This is a genomic window from Thalassobacillus sp. B23F22_16, assembly GCF_043496955.1.
Lineage (GTDB): Bacteria > Bacillota > Bacilli > Bacillales > Halobacillaceae > Thalassobacillus > Thalassobacillus devorans_A.
Genome location: NZ_JBIEKD010000002.1, coordinates 51,302 through 70,314 on the forward strand (window position 1 = coordinate 51,302; position 19,013 = coordinate 70,314).

Annotated in this window: 19 protein-coding genes; 18 read left to right on the forward strand and 1 reads right to left on the reverse strand. The window is 45.2% G+C overall.

Translation table 11 applies throughout. From position 1 onward, the window contains the following. The first annotated feature begins 52 nt into the window (after positions 1 to 52). The 14 genes from ACGTNI_RS02815 (at position 53) to spoVM (ending at position 13,608) form a co-directional block, all read left to right on the forward strand. Positions 53 to 988, forward strand: coding sequence for a YicC/YloC family endoribonuclease (locus tag ACGTNI_RS02815; RefSeq protein WP_394459928.1), 936 nt, complete (start codon positions 53 to 55; stop codon positions 986 to 988). 173 nt (positions 989 to 1,161) lie between these two features. Next, positions 1,162 to 1,425, forward strand: a complete 264-nt coding sequence (gene remA, locus ACGTNI_RS02820; protein WP_028782721.1) for an extracellular matrix/biofilm regulator RemA — start codon at positions 1,162 to 1,164, stop codon at positions 1,423 to 1,425. Positions 1,426 to 1,436: 11 nt separating this feature from the next. Beyond that, positions 1,437 to 2,057 (forward strand): guanylate kinase, encoded by a 621-nt coding sequence (gmk, locus tag ACGTNI_RS02825; protein WP_394459931.1) that lies wholly within the window; start codon positions 1,437 to 1,439, stop codon positions 2,055 to 2,057. Further along, positions 2,054 to 2,275 carry a DNA-directed RNA polymerase subunit omega gene (rpoZ, locus tag ACGTNI_RS02830; RefSeq protein ID WP_085508149.1) on the forward strand — a complete coding sequence of 74 codons (222 nt, stop codon included), beginning with the start codon at positions 2,054 to 2,056 and terminating at the stop codon, positions 2,273 to 2,275. Before gmk ends, rpoZ begins: the two co-directional genes overlap by 4 nt. A gap of 148 nt (positions 2,276 to 2,423) precedes the next feature. Continuing rightward, the gene (gene coaBC / locus ACGTNI_RS02835; protein ID WP_394459933.1) at positions 2,424 to 3,620 is read left to right on the forward strand and encodes a bifunctional phosphopantothenoylcysteine decarboxylase/phosphopantothenate--cysteine ligase CoaBC; all 1,197 of its coding nucleotides are present in this window, start codon (positions 2,424 to 2,426) and stop codon (positions 3,618 to 3,620) included. Continuing rightward, on the forward strand, positions 3,613 to 6,030 hold the full coding sequence (gene priA / locus ACGTNI_RS02840; RefSeq protein WP_394459935.1) for a primosomal protein N': 2,418 nt from the start codon (positions 3,613 to 3,615) through the stop codon (positions 6,028 to 6,030). The genes coaBC and priA overlap by 8 nt, the downstream gene beginning before the upstream one ends. Before the next feature lie 18 nt (positions 6,031 to 6,048). After that, a complete protein-coding gene (fmt, locus tag ACGTNI_RS02845; protein ID WP_394459937.1) occupies positions 6,049 to 6,996 on the forward strand; it encodes a methionyl-tRNA formyltransferase in 948 nt (315 codons plus the stop codon). Continuing rightward, positions 6,989 to 8,338 (forward strand): 16S rRNA (cytosine(967)-C(5))-methyltransferase RsmB, encoded by a 1,350-nt coding sequence (rsmB, locus tag ACGTNI_RS02850; RefSeq protein ID WP_394459939.1) that lies wholly within the window; start codon positions 6,989 to 6,991, stop codon positions 8,336 to 8,338. The genes fmt and rsmB overlap by 8 nt, the downstream gene beginning before the upstream one ends. 43 nt (positions 8,339 to 8,381) lie before the next feature. Beyond that, positions 8,382 to 9,140 (forward strand): Stp1/IreP family PP2C-type Ser/Thr phosphatase, encoded by a 759-nt coding sequence (locus tag ACGTNI_RS02855; protein WP_394459941.1) that lies wholly within the window; start codon positions 8,382 to 8,384, stop codon positions 9,138 to 9,140. Further along, the gene (gene pknB, locus ACGTNI_RS02860) at positions 9,140 to 11,230 is read left to right on the forward strand and encodes a Stk1 family PASTA domain-containing Ser/Thr kinase (RefSeq protein ID WP_394459943.1); all 2,091 of its coding nucleotides are present in this window, start codon (positions 9,140 to 9,142) and stop codon (positions 11,228 to 11,230) included. The genes ACGTNI_RS02855 and pknB overlap by 1 nt, the downstream gene beginning before the upstream one ends. Before the next feature lie 12 nt (positions 11,231 to 11,242). After that, positions 11,243 to 12,118 carry a ribosome small subunit-dependent GTPase A gene (gene rsgA, locus ACGTNI_RS02865; RefSeq protein ID WP_394459945.1) on the forward strand — a complete coding sequence of 292 codons (876 nt, stop codon included), beginning with the start codon at positions 11,243 to 11,245 and terminating at the stop codon, positions 12,116 to 12,118. Between the two features lie 2 nt (positions 12,119 to 12,120). Continuing rightward, a complete protein-coding gene (gene rpe / locus ACGTNI_RS02870) occupies positions 12,121 to 12,768 on the forward strand; it encodes a ribulose-phosphate 3-epimerase (RefSeq protein ID WP_394459947.1) in 648 nt (215 codons plus the stop codon). 55 nt (positions 12,769 to 12,823) lie between these two features. After that, positions 12,824 to 13,471 carry a thiamine diphosphokinase gene (locus tag ACGTNI_RS02875; protein ID WP_394459949.1) on the forward strand — a complete coding sequence of 216 codons (648 nt, stop codon included), beginning with the start codon at positions 12,824 to 12,826 and terminating at the stop codon, positions 13,469 to 13,471. Positions 13,472 to 13,527: 56 nt separating this feature from the next. Beyond that, positions 13,528 to 13,608: a stage V sporulation protein SpoVM gene (gene spoVM / locus ACGTNI_RS02880; RefSeq protein WP_037985670.1), complete on the forward strand. Its 81-nt coding sequence runs from the start codon at positions 13,528 to 13,530 to the stop codon at positions 13,606 to 13,608. A 126-nt stretch (positions 13,609 to 13,734) separates the two neighbouring features. Here the strand turns inward: spoVM and rpmB are convergent, their stop codons facing one another. Further along, positions 13,735 to 13,923 carry a 50S ribosomal protein L28 gene (gene rpmB / locus ACGTNI_RS02885; RefSeq protein ID WP_028782733.1) on the reverse strand — a complete coding sequence of 63 codons (189 nt, stop codon included), beginning with the start codon at positions 13,921 to 13,923 and terminating at the stop codon, positions 13,735 to 13,737. 267 nt (positions 13,924 to 14,190) lie between these two features. Here rpmB and ACGTNI_RS02890 point away from each other — a divergent pair, with 267 nt between their 5' ends. The 4 genes from ACGTNI_RS02890 to ACGTNI_RS02905 all read left to right on the forward strand — a co-directional run bounded on the left by ACGTNI_RS02890 (position 14,191) and on the right by ACGTNI_RS02905 (position 18,939). Then, a complete protein-coding gene (locus ACGTNI_RS02890; RefSeq protein WP_062445785.1) occupies positions 14,191 to 14,553 on the forward strand; it encodes an Asp23/Gls24 family envelope stress response protein in 363 nt (120 codons plus the stop codon). 45 nt (positions 14,554 to 14,598) lie between these two features. Further along, a complete protein-coding gene (fakA, locus tag ACGTNI_RS02895) occupies positions 14,599 to 16,260 on the forward strand; it encodes a DAK2 domain-containing protein (RefSeq protein ID WP_394459952.1) in 1,662 nt (553 codons plus the stop codon). A 119-nt stretch (positions 16,261 to 16,379) separates the two neighbouring features. Then, positions 16,380 to 17,846, forward strand: coding sequence for a protein adenylyltransferase SelO (locus ACGTNI_RS02900; protein WP_394459954.1), 1,467 nt, complete (start codon positions 16,380 to 16,382; stop codon positions 17,844 to 17,846). Between the two features lie 352 nt (positions 17,847 to 18,198). Next, on the forward strand, positions 18,199 to 18,939 hold the full coding sequence (locus ACGTNI_RS02905; RefSeq protein ID WP_394459956.1) for an SDR family NAD(P)-dependent oxidoreductase: 741 nt from the start codon (positions 18,199 to 18,201) through the stop codon (positions 18,937 to 18,939). The last annotated feature ends 74 nt before the right edge of the window (positions 18,940 to 19,013 follow it).

Below are 19,013 nucleotides of genomic sequence, written 5' to 3' on the forward strand. Positions count from 1 at the left end.
GGGGGGTTCTCTATCATCCTGCGTGTTTTTCGTAGCCATGGAGGAAGTCTTTTTGATAAAATGGAGAACAGCATGGAAAGATAATGAGTTGACGGGTGTGATGGTAATGGTAACAAGTATGACAGGATATGGAAGAGAAACAGTCGATCTGGAAGAAACGCGGATAAGTCTGGAAGTCAGGGCAGTGAACCATCGATTTCTGGATATATCGACGAAAATGCCACGGTCATTTTTATTCTTAGAAGATAAAATGAAAAAAGTAGTACAACAGTCGATTCAGCGTGGAAAAATAGATATTTTCGTCACGGTTGAAGGTGAAGGACTGGGCTGCCAAAAACTGAAGGTGGATTGGAGCCTGGTGGATCAATATATGGAACGTCTGGAGGAAATGCAGGCGCGATATGGGTTGTCCGGCGAATTGACAGTCGATCTTGTAACAAAGCTGGAAGATGTCTTTACCGTGCAGGAAGAAGAGCAGGATGAAAGCCGGCTGGAAAGTACCCTGTTGACGACACTCGGGTCTGCAGTCGAAAAAGTAGTGCAAATGAGGGAACAGGAAGGTGCTGCTTTAAAACAGGATATGCTTGATCGTTTATCCCGGATTCACCAGGTCATTGACAAACTGTCCGATAGACGGGAAATAGTCATCGAGTCCTACCGGGAAAGGATTAAAGCACGGATTGAACAATATGTTCAGGAAGAATTGAAGGCGGAGGAATCCCGGATTTTGCAGGATGTCGCTCTGCTCGCTGAAAAAGGGGATATTACAGAAGAATTAACGCGGCTTCGTTCCCATATCGAACAATTTAGCGCTACAATGGAAAAGACGGATGCCATTGGCCGTCGTCTGGACTTCATCGTGCAGGAAATGCATCGGGAAGTAAATACCATCGGTTCTAAATCAAATGATGCCAAAATCAGCGAATGGGTGGTATTATTAAAGAGTGAAATTGAAAAAATCAAAGAACAAGTCCAAAATGTAGAATGAGGATGGAGAGCTGTCCTCAGCTTTGACGAAGTGATTTTTCACAAGCGGATTGGGAGTCACCTCCTTCACCAGCTTGAAAAATACCGACAGGAATCATACAATTTACACTGCTTGCATTTTTTCCTTATAATATAAGTAATGCAAAGAGAACGTGTCATGAAGGAGGAACAGTTTTGAGTCTGAAATTGATCAACATAGGATTCGGTAATGTCGTCTCTGCAAATAGGGTGATTTCAATCGTATCACCGGAGTCTGCTCCGATTAAACGTATTATTACCGTTGCAAGAGACAATAATAAATTAGTAGATGCTACATATGGCCGCCGTACACGAGCGGTCATCATTACGGATAGTGACCACGTCGTCCTCTCCGCTGTTCAACCAGAAACAGTAGGGCAACGGGTGATCAGTCATGACGATATATCTGATGAAAACTAGGAGGACACAAAGTGATTGAAGAGAAAGGCATTTTATTTATACTCTCAGGTCCATCCGGTGTCGGGAAAGGAACCGTCAGGAAATCTCTTTTCGAACAATCGACAGATCTGAGGTACTCGATATCTATGACCACTCGGGGCGCCCGGGAAGGGGAAACTGACGGTGTCGATTATTTTTTCAAAAGCCGTGAAGAATTTGAAAGATTGATAGCAGAGGGTAAATTGCTCGAGCATGCTGAATATGTAGGCAATTATTATGGAACACCGCGGGATTATGTGGAAGAGACACTGGAGCAAGGGAAAGACGTATTCTTGGAAATTGAGGTCCAGGGAGCTCTTCAGGTGAAAGAGAACTTTCCGCAAGGCGTATTCATTTTCCTGATTCCACCGAGCCTGGAAGATTTAAAAGACAGGATTGTAAGCCGTGGTACGGAAACGGAAGAGAAGGTCAAAAACCGTCTGCATCAGGCGAGAACAGAAATTGAAATGATGGATGCCTATGATTATGTCGTCGTTAACGATGAGGTTGATCATGCGGTCAAAAAAGTACAATCCATCGTCATGAGTGAACATTGCAAACGGGAACGTGTCGCCAAACAATATAAAAAAGCACTGGAGGCTGGTAAATCATGATGCTCGAACCATCTATTGATTCATTGCAAAAGCAAATCAAGTCCAAGTATACGTTAGTAACACTATCCGCTCGCAGAGCACGCGAACTTCAACAGGAGGGCGAACCGATGATTCAAAAACCTCAGTCTGATAAGTTCGTTGGAGTAGCCCTGGAAGAAATTCGTGAAGGGAAACTTACCTATTCATTCGCGGATGAAATTCAGGAACGTCAATTCTAATCTCAAAAACTTAAACGTTCATGAAAACAATTCAGTGGAAAGCTGAAAACTTTTAGTATGAAAGAAAGCCGCGCTCAATGCTGTACTTAGCGCGGCTTTCCCTATAGATAAGGACTAAACGATTAAGAGCTAAAGGGAGAAGATGGTTATGCTGAAGGGAAAGCGGATTGTGCTCGGTGTTTCCGGGGGTATTGCCGTTTATAAAGCAAGTGCATTGACAAGTAAACTCGTACAGGCGGGGGCTGAGGTAAAAGTAATCATGACAGAGAGCGCGATGGAATTTGTCACCCCCCTCACCTTCCAGGCGTTGTCACGAAATCCGGTCTATACCGATACGTTTGATGAAAAAGATCCCCGGTATATTGCCCACATTGATTTAGCGGATTGGGCGGATTTGTTTTTAATTGCACCTGCGACCGCAAATATCATTGGAAAGCTGGCCAATGGGATTGCAGATGATATGCTCTCCACAACCCTGCTGGCTACAGAAGCTCCGGTTTATGTAGCCCCGGCAATGAATGTACATATGTATGCCCACCCCGCTGTCATCAAAAATATGAAGACACTGGAACAGTGGGGTTATAAATTCATTGAACCTGGTGAAGGCTATCTTGCCTGTGGCTATGTTGGCAAAGGGCGGCTGGAAGAGCCGGAAACGATTGTATCTGTGTTGGAGAATATCGATCGTCCAGGCTGGCTGGAAGGGAAGCGCGTGCTGGTAACAGCAGGCCCAACACAAGAAAAAATCGACCCCGTCCGGTATTTCACCAACCCATCCACCGGAAAAATGGGCTTTGCCCTGGCAGAGGAAGCGGCGAGGCTGGGAGCTGCCGTAACACTGGTTGCAGGTCCAGTCCAGCTTGATACACCCCCAGGGGTCAAGCGGGTAGATGTCACTACTGCGGAAGAGATGTATCAGGCTGTCTACGATCGTTTTGGTGCCCAGGATATTGTCATCAAATCGGCCGCAGTGGCAGATTACCGGCCGGCAGTCACTTACGAACAAAAGATGAAAAAGCAGCCTGGCAATTATGTAGTAGAAATGGAACGCACCAAAGATATTCTAAAAACCCTCGGTGATGAAAAAGAGCATCAATTCCTATTAGGGTTTGCCGCGGAAACAACCAATCCTTTAGACTATGGCAAAGAGAAGCTGGAAAAGAAAAATCTGGATGCCATCGTCGTGAACAACGTCGCAGTTGAAGGGGCGGGGTTTGGTTATGATACTAATGCCGCAGTATATATAAACCGTAATTTTGAGGAAACGGAGCTCCCGATGATGAGTAAGCAACAATTGGCTCAACATATTTTCAATCAGATAAAGTTGGATATCACTCATGAGTAGCCAGAACATTGCCCGGGTTGTTGTCGATGTACCCTCATCCCAGACGAATCGTCCCTTCGATTATCGTATTCCGGACAAGTATCAGGGGATCGTCCAGCCTGGAGTGCGAGTCATCATTCCGTTCGGTCCCCGTAAAGTGATGGGGTATGTCGTTGCATTGACGGATGAAAGTGAATTTGACAAATTAAAGCTGGTCTCGGACGTTCTTGATTTGACCCCGATTCTTACCAGTGAACTGCTTAATCTTGGTAAGTGGCTGACCGATAAGACGCTGAGCTTTTACATTTCATCGTTTCAAGTGATGCTGCCCCAGGTGCTGAAAGCTAAATACAAAAAAGAACTATGGCGCCTGGACGAAGAGGAACTGCCTCAGGCGTTAGAGCAGCTCTTCGCCGGCCGTGATGTCATCGATTTTGAAGAGTTTGAACAGGCTGGCATCAGCTACCATCAATTGCAGAAGGTGATTCATGATGGATTGATCGATGTGCATTATGAAGTGAAAAGCAAGGAAACGAAAAAGACGACCCGGATGATACAGCCGGGAAAAAGCTCCTTTGGACTTGAAGAAGCTGCCGTTGACCTCCCGAAACAGGCAGTGAAACAAAAAGAAGTCATCCATTACTTCATCGAAAATCCTGAACCGGTCTCCCAGAAACATTTGTTGGCTGAGCTGAAAACCACAAGGGCTTCCTTGAAACCATTGTTAGAAAAAGGGTTACTCGCGGAATTCAAACAGGAAGTCTACCGGGACCCTTATAAGAACAGAGAATTTGAACGAACAGACCCCTTTCCACTGACAGAGGAGCAACAAGTTGCGATAACGCCTGTACTTAAGGATATCGAGACGAATAGCCATGAAGTCATGCTGCTTCACGGGGTGACTGGCAGCGGAAAAACCGAGATTTATCTCCAGTCGATCCAGGAAGTGATCGATAAGGGAGAAGAAGCGATTATGCTTGTTCCGGAAATCGCTTTGACTCCGCAAATGGTCGAGCGCTTCAAGGGGCGTTTCGGTTCACGTGTAGCGGTCATGCATAGTGCGTTGTCTGCAGGAGAGAAATATGATGAGTGGCGGAAGATCCAGCGGAAAGAAGTGCAAGTGGTCGTTGGCGCCCGTTCGGCTATTTTCGCCCCGTTTACGAACCTGGGCATCATTATCATCGATGAAGAACACGAGACCAGTTACAAGCAGGAGGACCACCCGCGTTACCATGCCCGGGATGTGGCTATCTATCGTGGGGAGCGGCATAACTGCCCGGTCGTGCTTGGGAGTGCCACGCCTACACTCGAAACCTTCGCACGCGCGAAGAAAGGGAATTATCGTCTGTTGACGCTTTCCAAACGAATGAATGATGCTTCCATGCCGGAAGTGGAACTGGTCGATATGAGAGAAGAGCTCCATGCCGGTAACAGGTCCATGTTTTCACGGGCGTTGATGGAAAAAATCCAGGAACGGTTACATCGTAAGGAGCAGGTTGTCCTGTTTTTAAACCGGCGCGGCTATTCGACCTTCGTCATGTGCCGGGATTGCGGTTATGTCAGCGAGTGCCCTCATTGCGACATTGCTCTCACCTATCATCGGAAGCAGGAGCGTTTAAAATGCCACTATTGTGGCTTTGAAGAACCTTTGCCTAGCCGCTGTCCAGAATGTGAAAGTGAATCGATCCGCTATTTTGGCACAGGGACACAAAAGGTGGAAGAAAACCTCCAGCAGCTGCTCCCTGAGGCGAAAGTCGTTCGGATGGATGTCGATACCACCAGAAGAAAAGGCGCCCACGAAAAACTGCTCTCCCAGTTTGGGCGAGGAGAAGCGGATATCCTGTTAGGAACGCAAATGATTGCGAAGGGACTTGATTTTCAAAATGTGACACTGGTCGGGGTATTGACCGCAGATTCGCTGCTGAACCTCCCGGATTTTCGTTCAGCTGAAAAAACATTTCAACTGTTGACCCAGGTCAGCGGCCGTGCAGGACGGCATTTGAAACCAGGGGAGGTAGTGGTACAGACGTACACCCCAGAACACTATAGCATTGAACTGGCGAGCCAGTATGACTATGATCAATTTTTCAATCATGAAATGAAGCTGCGGAAGGCATTTCAATATCCGCCTTTTTATTATTTGACCCTGATTACCGTGTCTCATCCTAATCAATTGAAGGCACAGGAGGTCACTCAGAAAATATGCAAGTTCCTGAAAGGGAAATTATCAGACAGTTCCACCATCCTTGGTCCGACTCCTTCTGCGCTCGCCCGTATCAAAGATAGATATCGTTACCAATGCATGATAAAATACAAGCAAGAACCAGAGCAGCGGAAATTATTAAAAAAAGTGCTACATTATTACGATGAAGATATAAGAAAGAATGAGCTGCAGATTTCGATTGATTTTCAACCATACCAGCTCATGTAAAGAAGGGAGCCGCCAATCATGACAAAAATCGCATTCATGGGAACACCAGACTTCGCTGTTCCCGTTTTAGAACAATTAATCACAGACGGTTATGAGGTTGTACTGGCAGTTACACAGCCGGATCGGCCAAAAGGGAGAAAGCGGGTAATGACACCCCCTCCAGTCAAAACAGCAGCCGAGAAGCACGGCATCCCTGTATTTCAGCCGGAAAAAATAAAAAAGGAGTACGAGAAGGTGCTGGCGTATGAGCCGGATCTCATTGTAACCGCAGCTTTCGGTCAAATATTGCCGAAAGATTTGCTTGAAGCACCGAAGCATGGATGTATCAATGTGCATGCCTCTTTACTACCGGAACTTCGCGGAGGTGCCCCTATCCATTACGCGATACTACAAGGGAAAAAAGAGACGGGGATTACCATCATGTATATGGTAGAGAAGCTTGATGCCGGTGATATTCTCTCACAAGTAAAAGTAACGATCGAAGAAGATGACCACGTCGGTTCACTCCATGACAAACTGTCTCTTGCCGGGGCAGAACTTCTCCATGAGACTGTGCCAAAGCTTTTAAACGGAGAGCTGGAGCCGAAGAAGCAGGATGAAACATTCGCCACCTTCGCCTCCAATATCAAACGGGAGCAGGAAGAAATCAACTGGACAAATGATTATAAGACCGTTTATAACCAGATTCGCGGTCTGCATCCATGGCCTGTCGCCTACACCTATTGGAAGGGGAAGCCAATGAAAGTATGGTGGGGAGAGAAAGTGGCTGCACCTGGGAAAGGTGAACCTGGAGAAGTAACGAATATACAGGAAGACGGCTTTGTCGTCATGACTGGTGATGAAAACGGAATTAAAATAACAGAACTACAGCCTACAGGAAAAAAACGCATGTCTGCTGCTGATTTCCTGAATGGCGCAGGAAGTAAATTACAGCGTGGGGATAAGTTAGGAGAAGGCAATGAGTAAATTTGTATTACGGGAAACCGCCTTGGACTTATTGACAAGAATCGGTGAACAAGGCGGTTTCAGTCACGTATTGATTGACCGGGCGATGAAACAGGAAGAGCTCACGGAGCGGGACGGGGCACTTTTGACAGAAATTGTTTATGGAACCTTGCAGCACCGCAATCTTTTAGCCTATTATGTTGATGACCGTCTCAAAGGAAAGAAGAAGCTGCGTCCCTGGGTGAAGTGGCTGCTCTATATGTCGGTGTATCAGATGCAGTTTTTAAATAAGGTACCCGACCATGCCATTATTCATGAAGCTGTAGAAATAGCCAAAAAAAGAGGTCACAAAGGAATCGCTTCTCTCGTCAATGGCGTACTACGTAACATACAGCGGGAAGGAGTCCCGGACACAAAAAAAATCGAAGACCCGATCCGTCGGCTTGCCATTGAAACCAGTCACCCGGAATGGCTGGTAGCCAGTTGGGTGGATATGTATGGGTTAGAAACGACGAGTGACATGTGTCATACGAACCTTACTCACAAAACGGTCAGTGTCCGTGTCCAGCCGATGAAAGCGGACAGGCGTGAGGTCATGGAACAACTGATGAATGAGGGCTTTGAGGTATCGCCTTCGATGCTATCGGGGCAAGGTATTTTAATCCATAAAGGTAACATACTAAAGCATGATTTATTTCATAATGGGAGCCTTACGATTCAGGATCAAAGCTCGATGCTGGTGGGAGAAATGATGGACGTTAATCCGGGGATGACCGTGCTTGATGCCTGCAGCGCTCCTGGCGGAAAGACTACCCATATAGCTGAAAAAATGCAAAATGAAGGGAACGTCATCGCTTACGACCTTCATGCCAAAAAAGCAAAATTGGTGGCTGAAAAGGCGAAACAGCTTGATCTCTCTATCATAACCGCCGGACAGGCCGACAGCAGAGCTCTCGGTGACAAACATAAGCCGGAAAGCTTTGATAGGATTCTACTGGATGCCCCTTGTTCCGGGCTAGGCGTACTGCGCAGCAAGCCGGACATTAAATACCATAAACAAGAAAAAGATATCCTGGTGTTATCCTCCATACAGGATGAATTGATGGAGAGTATGGCACCGTTGTTGAAGAAAGACGGCAAACTCGTTTATAGTACATGTAAAGTAGATGCTCGAGAAAATGAGCAGGTCATTGAGCGTTTCTTGACCAACCATCCGGAATATATTATCGACCCTGCTTTCAGAAATGATCTCCCTGAAGAGCTGAAGGAGGCGCCGGGGCTAAGTGACTATGGCTTGCAGCTTTTCCCCCAGCACTATGATACAGATGGGTTCTTTCTGACGAGATTGCTTAAACAAAGCTAGAGTAACCTATAAAAATTTTTGTATTTGAAGACGAGGTGAAATGATGAACGGGTACTTTTTGACAGATAGAGGCCAGGTGAGAAACCATAATGAAGACGCGGGCGGCCTCTTTGTTAACGGCCGTCACCAGACTCTCGCAGTAGTAGCTGACGGGATGGGCGGTCACCGTGCAGGAGATGTGGCAAGTGAAATGGCCACTTCTTATTTACATAACCATTGGCAGAGTGCCGAAACTATAACTTCACCGGGGCAGGCGGAAGAATGGCTGCAACAGGCAATCCATTCCATCAATCAAACGATATTAGACCATTCCATTATAAATGAAGAATGTAAAGGGATGGGTACGACGGTTGTAGCAGCCATATGTACGAATGAATTTGTAACCATTGCCCATATTGGAGACAGCAGATGTTATTTAGCCAATCAATATGGATTCAAGCAGGTGACAGAGGACCATTCATTAGTGAACGAACTTGTCCGATCCGGCCAAATTACTAAAGAGGATGCGGAACAGCATCCACGGAAGAACGTTTTATTGAAGGCGCTTGGTACGGAACCAGACCTGGCTATTGATGTCCAGTCGATAGGCTGGGAAAAAGAAGATGTTTTACTGTTATGCAGTGATGGACTGACGAACAAATTAACAGATGAAGAATTATATGACCTTGTCAAACACCCGCTTGAACTGGAAGAAGCTGCAAACAGGCTGGTTACTATCGCGAATGAAAGAGGCGGAGAAGATAACATTACCTTGGCACTCGTGCATTATGATCACCCCAATGAGAAAGAGGGTGGCATGTAATGTTGAACAACCGCCTGTTGAACGAGCGGTATCTGGTCAAAGAAATGATCGGCGGCGGCGGGATGGCTAACGTTTATTTAGCTGAAGATACCATTCTTGAGCGGGATGTTGCCATCAAAGTGCTTCGTCTGGAATATGGAAACGATGAAGAATTCATTGCAAGGTTCCACCGGGAGGCACAATCAGCAACAAGTCTTTCTCATCCCAATATTGTGAACATCTATGATGTAGGCGAAGAAGATGATATTTATTATATGGTCATGGAACATATCGACGGGATGACATTGAAGAAATACATACAGCTGAACAGCCCTGTAGATGTTTCCGATGCCATTGCTATCATGCAGCAAGTGACATCCGCAATCGCTCATGCCCATGAGAACGGAATTGTCCACCGGGATATCAAACCAGAAAACATTTTGATCGATCATTTTGGACAAGTAAAAGTAACCGATTTTGGTATAGCGATGGCACTTAGTGCTACAGCGCTCACCCAAACGAATTCAATCCTTGGCTCGGTCCACTACCTTTCACCGGAACAGGCCAGGGGAGGCGTTGCCACCAAAAAATCAGATATCTATTCCATGGGAATCGTATTATTTGAATTATTGACAGGCAGGCTCCCATTTTCTGGTGAATCGGCGGTTTCGGTGGCATTGAAACACCTTCAAAATGATACACCATCCATGAAACGGTGGTACCCTGACCTGCCGCAGAGCGTTGAAAACGTTGTCTTGAAGTCGACTGCCAAAGATCCGCTGCAACGGTATGGCAACGCCCATGAGATGGAAATGGATTTAGAAACATCGCTGGACCCTGCAAGAAAAGATGAAGCTCCTTTCACTATTGATGAGGATGATACAGACGAAAAAACGAAAGCGATCCCCGTCATTACAAAAGAAGCATTCGAAAATCATCACAGTGATGAAACAATCGTTCACACCAATGGAAACAGCCATGGTACCAAGCCAGTACCGCTCATGAATAATGAACAACCGCGGGAAAATGCAGAAGAAATGAAAGAGAAGAAGAACAAGAAAAAGAAAAAGAAGGTTTGGCCTTGGCTGCTGACAATATTTTTAGTGCTGCTGGCTGGCGGTATTGCCGCGTTATTGCTAATACCGGGATTGTTAGAGCCGAAAGATGTTGAAATGATCGATGTGACTGGGATGGAATATGAAGAAGCGTTTAGTGAACTTAGAAACTTGAATCTGCAAGTCGAAAGAGAAACGGTGTACTCCGATACAGTCGAAGAGGGATATGTGGTTAAAACGAACCCTGAGGCCGGGAGGACGATCAAAGAGGGATCGACCGTGACCGTTTTTTCCAGCGATGGAAAAGAGACCGCGACTTTTGGCGACTATGTCGGTGAGGACTTTGAAAAAGTTAAGACCGAGTTGGAAGCAAATGGCTATGCAAGTGTAAGAAGCATCCAGGAACGTTCCACGGATTACCCTGCTGGTACCATTATCGAACAAATACAGCCCCAGCCGGATGAAGACGTTGTCCCGGAAGATACACGGGTCATCTTTGAAGTCAGCGCTGGTCCGCCTACTGTCATGTTACAGGATTTAAGGGGGCGTTCACAGGCTGATGCGGAAAGTTATTTAGAAGAGAACAACCTCGGGGTCGAAGTAGAAGAATCTTTTTCCGATAATACCGGAGAAGGCCTGGTCATGGAGCAGAAGCCAGACCCATACCAGGAAGTGAATGAAGGCTCGACTGTTACGATTGTCATTTCCAAAGGCCCGGAAGCGAAGCCGCATACCAAAACGGTGACGGTCGAGGTTCCTTACGAGCCGGCACAGGAAGAAACAGATGAAGAAGAGAATACGGATGATCAAGGACAGGACGATGAAGGACAGGACGATGAAGGACAGGATGAAAATAACGAAGAAGAACCACAGGAACAGGAAGTAATCATCTATGTGGATGATATGGAAAATGATATCTCCGAAGTTTACGAAAAAACGATGATAACGGAAGATACAGAATTTGATATCGAGTTGATTATTGCACCTGGCTCAGAAGCAAGTTACCGAGTTGTACGAGATGGAGAAACAGTTGCCGAAGAAACGGTTGCATATTAGGATGGTGAAAAAATGCCAGTAGGAAAAATAATAAAAGCGTTGAGCGGCTTCTATTATGTCTATTCAAACGGAGAAGTTTATCAGTGTAGAGGAAGAGGCGTATTCCGGAAGCAAAAGATCACTCCGCTGGTAGGTGATGAAGTCACGTTTGAAGCGGAAAACCAACAGGAGGGCTATGTGCTTTCTATTGAAGACCGGAGAAACGAGCTGGTACGTCCGCCAATCGCCAACGTGGATCAAGCATTAATCATGACTTCTGCCAAAAATCCGGATTTCAACCCTTTGCTGCTGGACCGTTTTCTTGTCCTGATTGAAGCGAACCGTATTGAACCTTTGATTGTCATCTCAAAGGTTGATGGAGTGGAAGAAAAAGAGAAGGTCAGGGCGTTTCAAGCCATCTACGAGAGAATCGGCTATCCCGTCATCCTTACGTCTAAGGAAACAGATATGGCACTCGATCAAATTGAAAAACATTTGACTGACAAAATCACCGTAGTTGCTGGTCAGTCAGGTGTAGGAAAATCCACCTTGTTGAATCACCTGGATCCAGCTTTATCAATTGAAACCAATGAGATTTCCGAAAGTCTCGGTCGTGGGAAACACACAACCCGCCATGTGGAACTATTTGAAATAGCAGGTGGGCTGGTAGCTGATACGCCTGGGTTCAGCTCATTGGAGTTTCAAGACCTGGAAGAAGATCAGCTGCCGGAATGTTTCCCGGAATTCCGGGAAGTACAGCATTTATGCAAATTCAGAGGCTGTCTCCATAAAAAAGAGCCAAAATGCGCCGTAAAAACTGCTGTAGATAATGAAGAGATATCAAGCCAGCGTTACGACCATTACTTACAGTTTCTAGAAGAAATCCAAACAAGAAAGCCGAGGTATTGACTATGACAAAGATAGCACCTTCTATATTGTCTGCAGATTTTGCAAAGTTGGGACAAGAGATTAAAGAAGTAGTGGATGGAGGAGCGGACTACATCCATATTGATGTGATGGATGGGCATTTCGTTCCCAATATCACCATCGGACCATTAATTGTCGATGCTGTCCGTCCAGTCACGGATCTTCCATTGGATGTTCACTTAATGATAGAAAATGCCGAACAATACGTTGAAGCATTCGCAAAAGCAGGCGCTGACATTATTACCGTACATCAGGAAGCGAATGTACACCTGCATCGTACCATTCAATTGATCAAAAGCCATGGGGTGAAAGCAGGTGTTGTCATTAATCCGGCGACCCCCGCAGAAACGATCAAACCAATTCTTCAGGATGTCGATCTCGTATTGTTGATGACGGTCAACCCTGGTTTCGGCGGCCAATCTTTCATTGAATCCGTTGTGCCTAAGATACAACAGATCTCCCAATGGAGAAAAGAATTGGGGTTATCCTTTGAAATAGAAATTGATGGAGGAGTCAATAAAGATACAGCCCGAACATGTGTGGAAGCTGGGGCTGATGTACTTGTTGCCGGTAGTGCCGTTTTCAATAAAGAAGACAGAAAAGCAGCCATTGAGGCGATCAAGAACGCCTAATAATCAGACAGCCGCACATGGTGCGGCTGTTTCCATTCAGTGAGGAGTGGGGCAGATGAAACACGTAGCCATAGTCGGAGGGGGACCGAAACAGTATATCCCTGATTTAACGGAATATGATAAAGATAATATGATATGGATTGGTGCGGATCAAGGAGCGGAAGTATTGCTCGAACAAGGCATTCCCATCAGCCTGGCTGTCGGTGATTTTGATTCGGTGACCGAAAATCGTCTGGAAGAAATCAGGAACTATGCCAAACATATGGACGTTCATCCGGAAGAAAAAGACGACACCGATCTCGAGCTGGCAGTCAAAGCAGCTTTGAAAGAAAAACCTGACCAGATTTACCTGTTTGGGGTGACCGGCGGCCGAATCGATCATACGCTCGCCAATATTCATTTGCTGCATCAGACAGAACGGGCGAATGTACCGTCCGTAATTATTGATCAACAGAACCAGATTGAACTCACTACACCAGGTAATCATCGAGTCAAAAAAGTCGATGATTATCCTTACATCTCCTTTATTCCGATTTCACTGACAGTAGAGAAGCTCTCACTTGAGGGTTTTTATTACCCATTGAACGACAGGGACCTGCCCCTCGGCTCCACTCTTTGTATGTCAAACAAGCTTGTAAAAGAATATGGTACTTTTTCATACGACCAAGGCATACTATTGTTAATAAGGAGTCGAGATAGTTGAGAATGCGCACCATACAGCTTGTCCGCAGTTGATTCAGGAAAGAGGAGGGGGACTCATTGAAATTTTATACCATTAAACTCCCAAAATTTATTGGTGGCTTTGTCAGAGCTGTCATAGGAACCTTTAAAAAAGGGTAACAAAAAAAGCACCCCGGCGCAGGGTGCTTTTTTTGTACTTTAAGAAAGTTTAATAGAAAAAATGTAAAAAATTACTGTATTAAAGTAAACGAAATGCCTGTCAGCGACAGGCATACTACTGCGTGATTATACGCGTGTTACTTTACCAGATTTAAGTGCACGGGCTGATACATAAACTTTTTTAGGCTTTCCATCCACTAGAATGCGTACTTTTTGTACATTAGCCTTGAAATTACGTTTATTAGCGTTCATAGCGTGCGAACGATTGTTACCTGAAGTTGTTTTGCGTCCAGTTACTACACATTTACGTCCCATGGTAATCCCTCCTAGTGCTTACAAGTATATCTTGAAATACTTATACAATGTATCATAATGCAATCAGGATTGCAATAATTGCTGTTAAATTATATCAAGAATTTTCACTTGACAGAACGCATGAATTCATCCAAAGTATTATAGGGGCAATCTTTGAAAAAGACACGATAGATGCCCAGAACGGATAAGTACCAGCGATAAACCTGACAAGCTTGAGAATGTGTTATAATATAGGGAATAAACGAACAGGGACGAAGGAGGATCATCATGTCTGTTGATATGAATACTAAATATGGTCAAGTAACAATCAGTAACGAAGTAATTTCTACCATCGCAGGCGGTGCCGCTGTTGAATGCTATGGAATCGTAGGGATGGCTTCAAAAAGCCAGCTGCGTGATGGTATTGCAGAAATCCTCAGAAAAGAGAACTTTTCTAAAGGCGTGGTGGTCAGACAGGAAGATGATTCATTGCATATTGATATGTATATCATCGTAAGCTACGGGACGAAAATTTCTGAAGTTGCTCACAACGTCCAGTCTCAAGTCAAATATACTTTGAATAAAACAGTGGGATTATCCGTAAACTCAGTGAACATCTATATTCAGGGTGTTCGCGTTTCTACTAACTAAACAATAATAACAGACAAACTAGCAGATATAGAGGAGGAAGCAGGTGTGACGGTTAAATTGTTGGACGGTAAAACGTTCGCTGAAATGGTGCTCGCAGGCGCGCAGCATCTAACCAATAACGCGGATATGATTGATGCGTTGAACGTCTTTCCCGTTCCTGATGGTGATACGGGTACGAATATGAATTTATCGATGACTTCAGGTGCTAATGAAGTCAAGAATGTAAAGGAAAATCATACAGGGGATGTTGCCCAGGCACTGGCCAAGGGTTTATTAATGGGTGCGCGAGGCAATTCAGGTGTCATTCTCTCTCAATTGTTCCGTGGATTCGGAAAAGAACTCGCTCAGAAGCAATCTTGTGATACAAAAGAATTTGCCCAGGCGTTGCAAGCAGGTGTTGAAACGGCTTATAAAGCGGTGATGAAGCCTGTGGAAGGGACCATTTTGACAGTGGCCAAAGAGTCGGCAGAAGCCGCTGTCAAGACAGCAAAAAAAGAAGAGGATATGATCGTTTTTCTTGAGACGGTTGTAAAAGAAGCTCAGGCTTCTTTAAAACGCACTCCGGAACTGCTTCCGGTCCTGAAAGAAGTCGGAGTTGTAGACAGTGGCGGGCAAGGTCTATTGACTATCTATGAAGGATTTCTGGCAAACCTGAAAGGGGAAACACTGCCGGAACCTGACACTGCTGGTTCCATGGATGAAATGGTGAATGCCGAGCATCATAAGCTCGCTCAGGATTTCATGGACACAGCAGATATCGAGTTTGGGTACTGTACCGAGTTCATGGTCAAGTTCGAAGAGGACAAGCTTAAGGATAACCCTTATGATGAAGACCAATTCCGCAATGAATTGAGTGAAATGGGAGACTCCCTGCTTGTCGTTTCCGATGATGAATTGATTAAAGTACACGTCCACGTCGAATACCCTGGCGAAGCGATGACACTCGGTCAGCGCTACGGCAGTCTCGTGAATATGAAAATTGAAAACATGCGCGAACAGCATACTTCTATCGTAGGTGACAAAAAAGAGAAGCAGCCAAAAGCAAAAGCTGAATATGGAATTGTCACTGTTTCTATGGGGGACGGCCTGAAAAAGATGTTTGAAAGCCTTGGCGCCACAGTTGTCATCCAGGGAGGCCAGACAATGAACCCAAGTACACAGGACATCTCGGAAGCTGTGTCAGAGGCTCATGCTAAAAATGTGCTGATCCTGCCTAATAACAAAAATATCGTCATGGCTGCCGAACAGGCGGCTGATCTTGCGGAAGACAATGTGGCGGTGATTCCCAGCAAGTCGATCCCTCAGGGTATGAGTGCTTTATTGGCATTCAACCCGGATGCTGATCTGGAAACAAATCAACAGGAAATGTCCGGCATGATGGAACAGGTGAAAACCGGGCAGATCACCTATGCGGTCCGGGATACCCAAATCGATGGCATGACCATTGAAAAAGATCACTTCATGGGAATTTTCGATGGGGATATCAAAGCGACCGACAAAGATAAAATAACTACCGTTGAGAAACTCCTGAAAGAAATGATTGATGAAGATGAAGATGAAATTCTTACCGTTTTAGCCGGTGAAGAAGCAACCCAGGAAGAAATCGAGAAACTCGAAGCTTTCATGGAAGAAGAATTTGAAGATATCGAAGTTGAAGTCCATCAGGGCGACCAGCCGATCTATTCCTTCATATTCTCAGTCGAATAATTATCAAAATAAGAGGTCTATAACCCTAAGGTTTAGGCCTCTTTTGATTATATTTAGTTTGTGCAGGGGACTATAAGTGAATAGAAAACTATAAACCTTAACTATGTAAAGGAGATATAATGACACATCATAAAGAAATTGGATGGAACTTTGAAAATAGTTATGCACGACTGACGAAGCCATTTTTTGAACAAGTAAAACCAGAGCCGGTTCCTTCACCGAAGCCCGTTATCATCAATAAGTCGTTGGCAGCAACTTTAGGTTTGAACGGTGACAGCCTCGATACGGAAGAGGGAGTAAAGGTGTTGGCAGGGAACCACGTGCCCGGTCAGGCGGAGCCGATTGCACAAGCGTACGCAGGTCACCAGTTTGGGCACTTTACTATGTTAGGAGACGGCCGTGCCGTTTTGCTTGGTGAACAAATCACCCCATCAGAAAAACGATTAGATATTCAGCTCAAGGGCTCAGGACGTACCCCATTTTCGCGCAGAGGCGATGGCCGGGCAACCCTTGGCCCAATGCTGCGGGAATATATCATCAGTGAGGCGATGCATACTTTGGGTGTACCGACCAATCGAAGCCTTGCTGTAGTAACAACAGGAGAATCGGTCATCCGGGAAACACCATTGCCAGGTGCCATATTAACCCGTGTTGCTGCCAGTCACCTTCGAGTCGGCACCTTTGAATATGCCAGAAGACTGGATGATATTGAAAAACTCCAGGAGCTTGCTGACTATGCCATAGAGCGTCATTTTCCTGAAATTGAACAAAATGAAGACCGATATCTTGCTTTTTATGAAGAAGTGGTCAGACGCCAGGCTAAATTAATAGCAAATTGGCAGTTGATTGGGTTTATTCATGGGGTGATGAATACGGATAATATGACCATCAGTGGAGAAACGATTGACTATGGGCCTTGTGCCTTTATGGATGAATATGACCCGGCGACCGTGTTCAGCTCGATTGATGTGCAAGGACGTTATGCCTACCAAAATCAGCCGGCAATTGGACAGTGGAACCTGGCGCGCTTAGCGGAAGCCCTTTTGCCGTTGATTCATGAAGACCAGGACCATGCAGTGGAACTGGCTCAAGAGATTCTGGGACAGTACCAGGATTCTTATCATAGCTATTGGCTGGCAGGAATGAGAAAGAAGCTGGGCATACAAAATGAAGAGGAGAAGGATGAGAAATTGATTGAAGGCCTTCTTGATATCATGAAGAATCACCGTGCTGATTTTACCAATACATTCCGCCTGTTAACGTTGGGTAAACCGGAGGATACTCCTATGAATGAGAGTCCGGAATTCAAGCAATGGTATGAGCGGTGGCAGCATCGGTTAGACAGACAGGACTTATCGAAAACCTCTGCCTATCAGGAGATGAAGAAAGTCAATCCAGCCATTATCCCTCGTAATCACCGGGTGGAAGAGGCGTTGGAAGCGGCTGTACAAAACGGGGACTACAGTGTGATGGAACGGCTTTTAGAGGTTCTTTCTGATCCCTATGCCTATTCACCGGAGCAGGAGGAATACACAACACTACCAGCGCCCTCCAGTCTCCCATACCGAACCTATTGCGGGACCTAAGACAGTGGAAAACCCACTGTCTTTTTTAATGTCTAGGAAATTATAAAATTTTCTTTTAGTGGATAACTTTACGTGGTTGGTTCCATCCAGCTCCAGCGCCTACCCCCTCGAGGTCTTAAGTCAATCCTCTCTGTGATTAGAAAAACTTGGCTTATCGCCAATGGTTTATGGCGAAAGCCTTAGTTTTACTTATACTTTAATCCTTTATAAAATGAATCAGTCTAAAAGTACAAAAAACGTCACGGCGAGGCTTGTCTTAAGCTTGTCGGGGGTGAGCAAGGCGCTTGCGCTTTTGTTCTTATCGTTTACAGGTCAGCTGTTTCGGTAACATAGTGGTAAAGGAGGCAGGATAATGGAAGACAGAAAAACTGCGCTCGTAACTGGAGGAGCTAATGGAATTGGAAAATCCATCGTAAACTCCTTTTTAGAAGAAGGCTATAGAGTTTTACTGATTGACAAAGATGAAAAAAACGGAAGAGAAGTTTGTGAACAAGCACAGGGAAACAGCGGCTTAGTGGAATTTAAAAAATGTGATGTAGGGAATTATAAGGAAGTCCAAAAGTTATTTAATGAAATGGAAAGCGAATATAATCGCATTGATATTTTAGTCAATAATGCGGGAATTTCTAAATTCAAAAATTTTTGGGATATGGAAGAAGAAGACTGGAATGAAGTGATTGCTGCGAATTTGAGCAGTGTATTTTTTCTTACCAAACAAGCAGCTTTACTTATGAAGGAACATGGGGGCAGCATTATCAACATTGCCTCCACGAGAGCATCGATGGCTGAACCTCAGACCGAAGCCTATTCTGCAAGTAAGGGAGGCATAGTCGCACTGACCCATTCTTTAGCGATGACGTTGAGTGACTACTATATCCGGGTGAATAGCATCAGCCCCGGATGGATCCAAACAGAGCATTATGAAGACTTAAGAGAAATTGACCACTTTCAGCACCCTTCCAAAAGAGTTGGCAGACCGGAAGATGTCGCCATAGCCTGTGTATTTTTAAGTCAGGAAGAAAATGATTTCATCAATGGGGAGAATATCGTCATTGACGGAGGGATGACTCGGAAAATGATTTATGAACATTAACAAGCTGTTTCCAGAAGGGCTTAATTAAGGGAGGAGGCCAATCAGGTTAGATTGTCTCTATTATAGGTGATAAT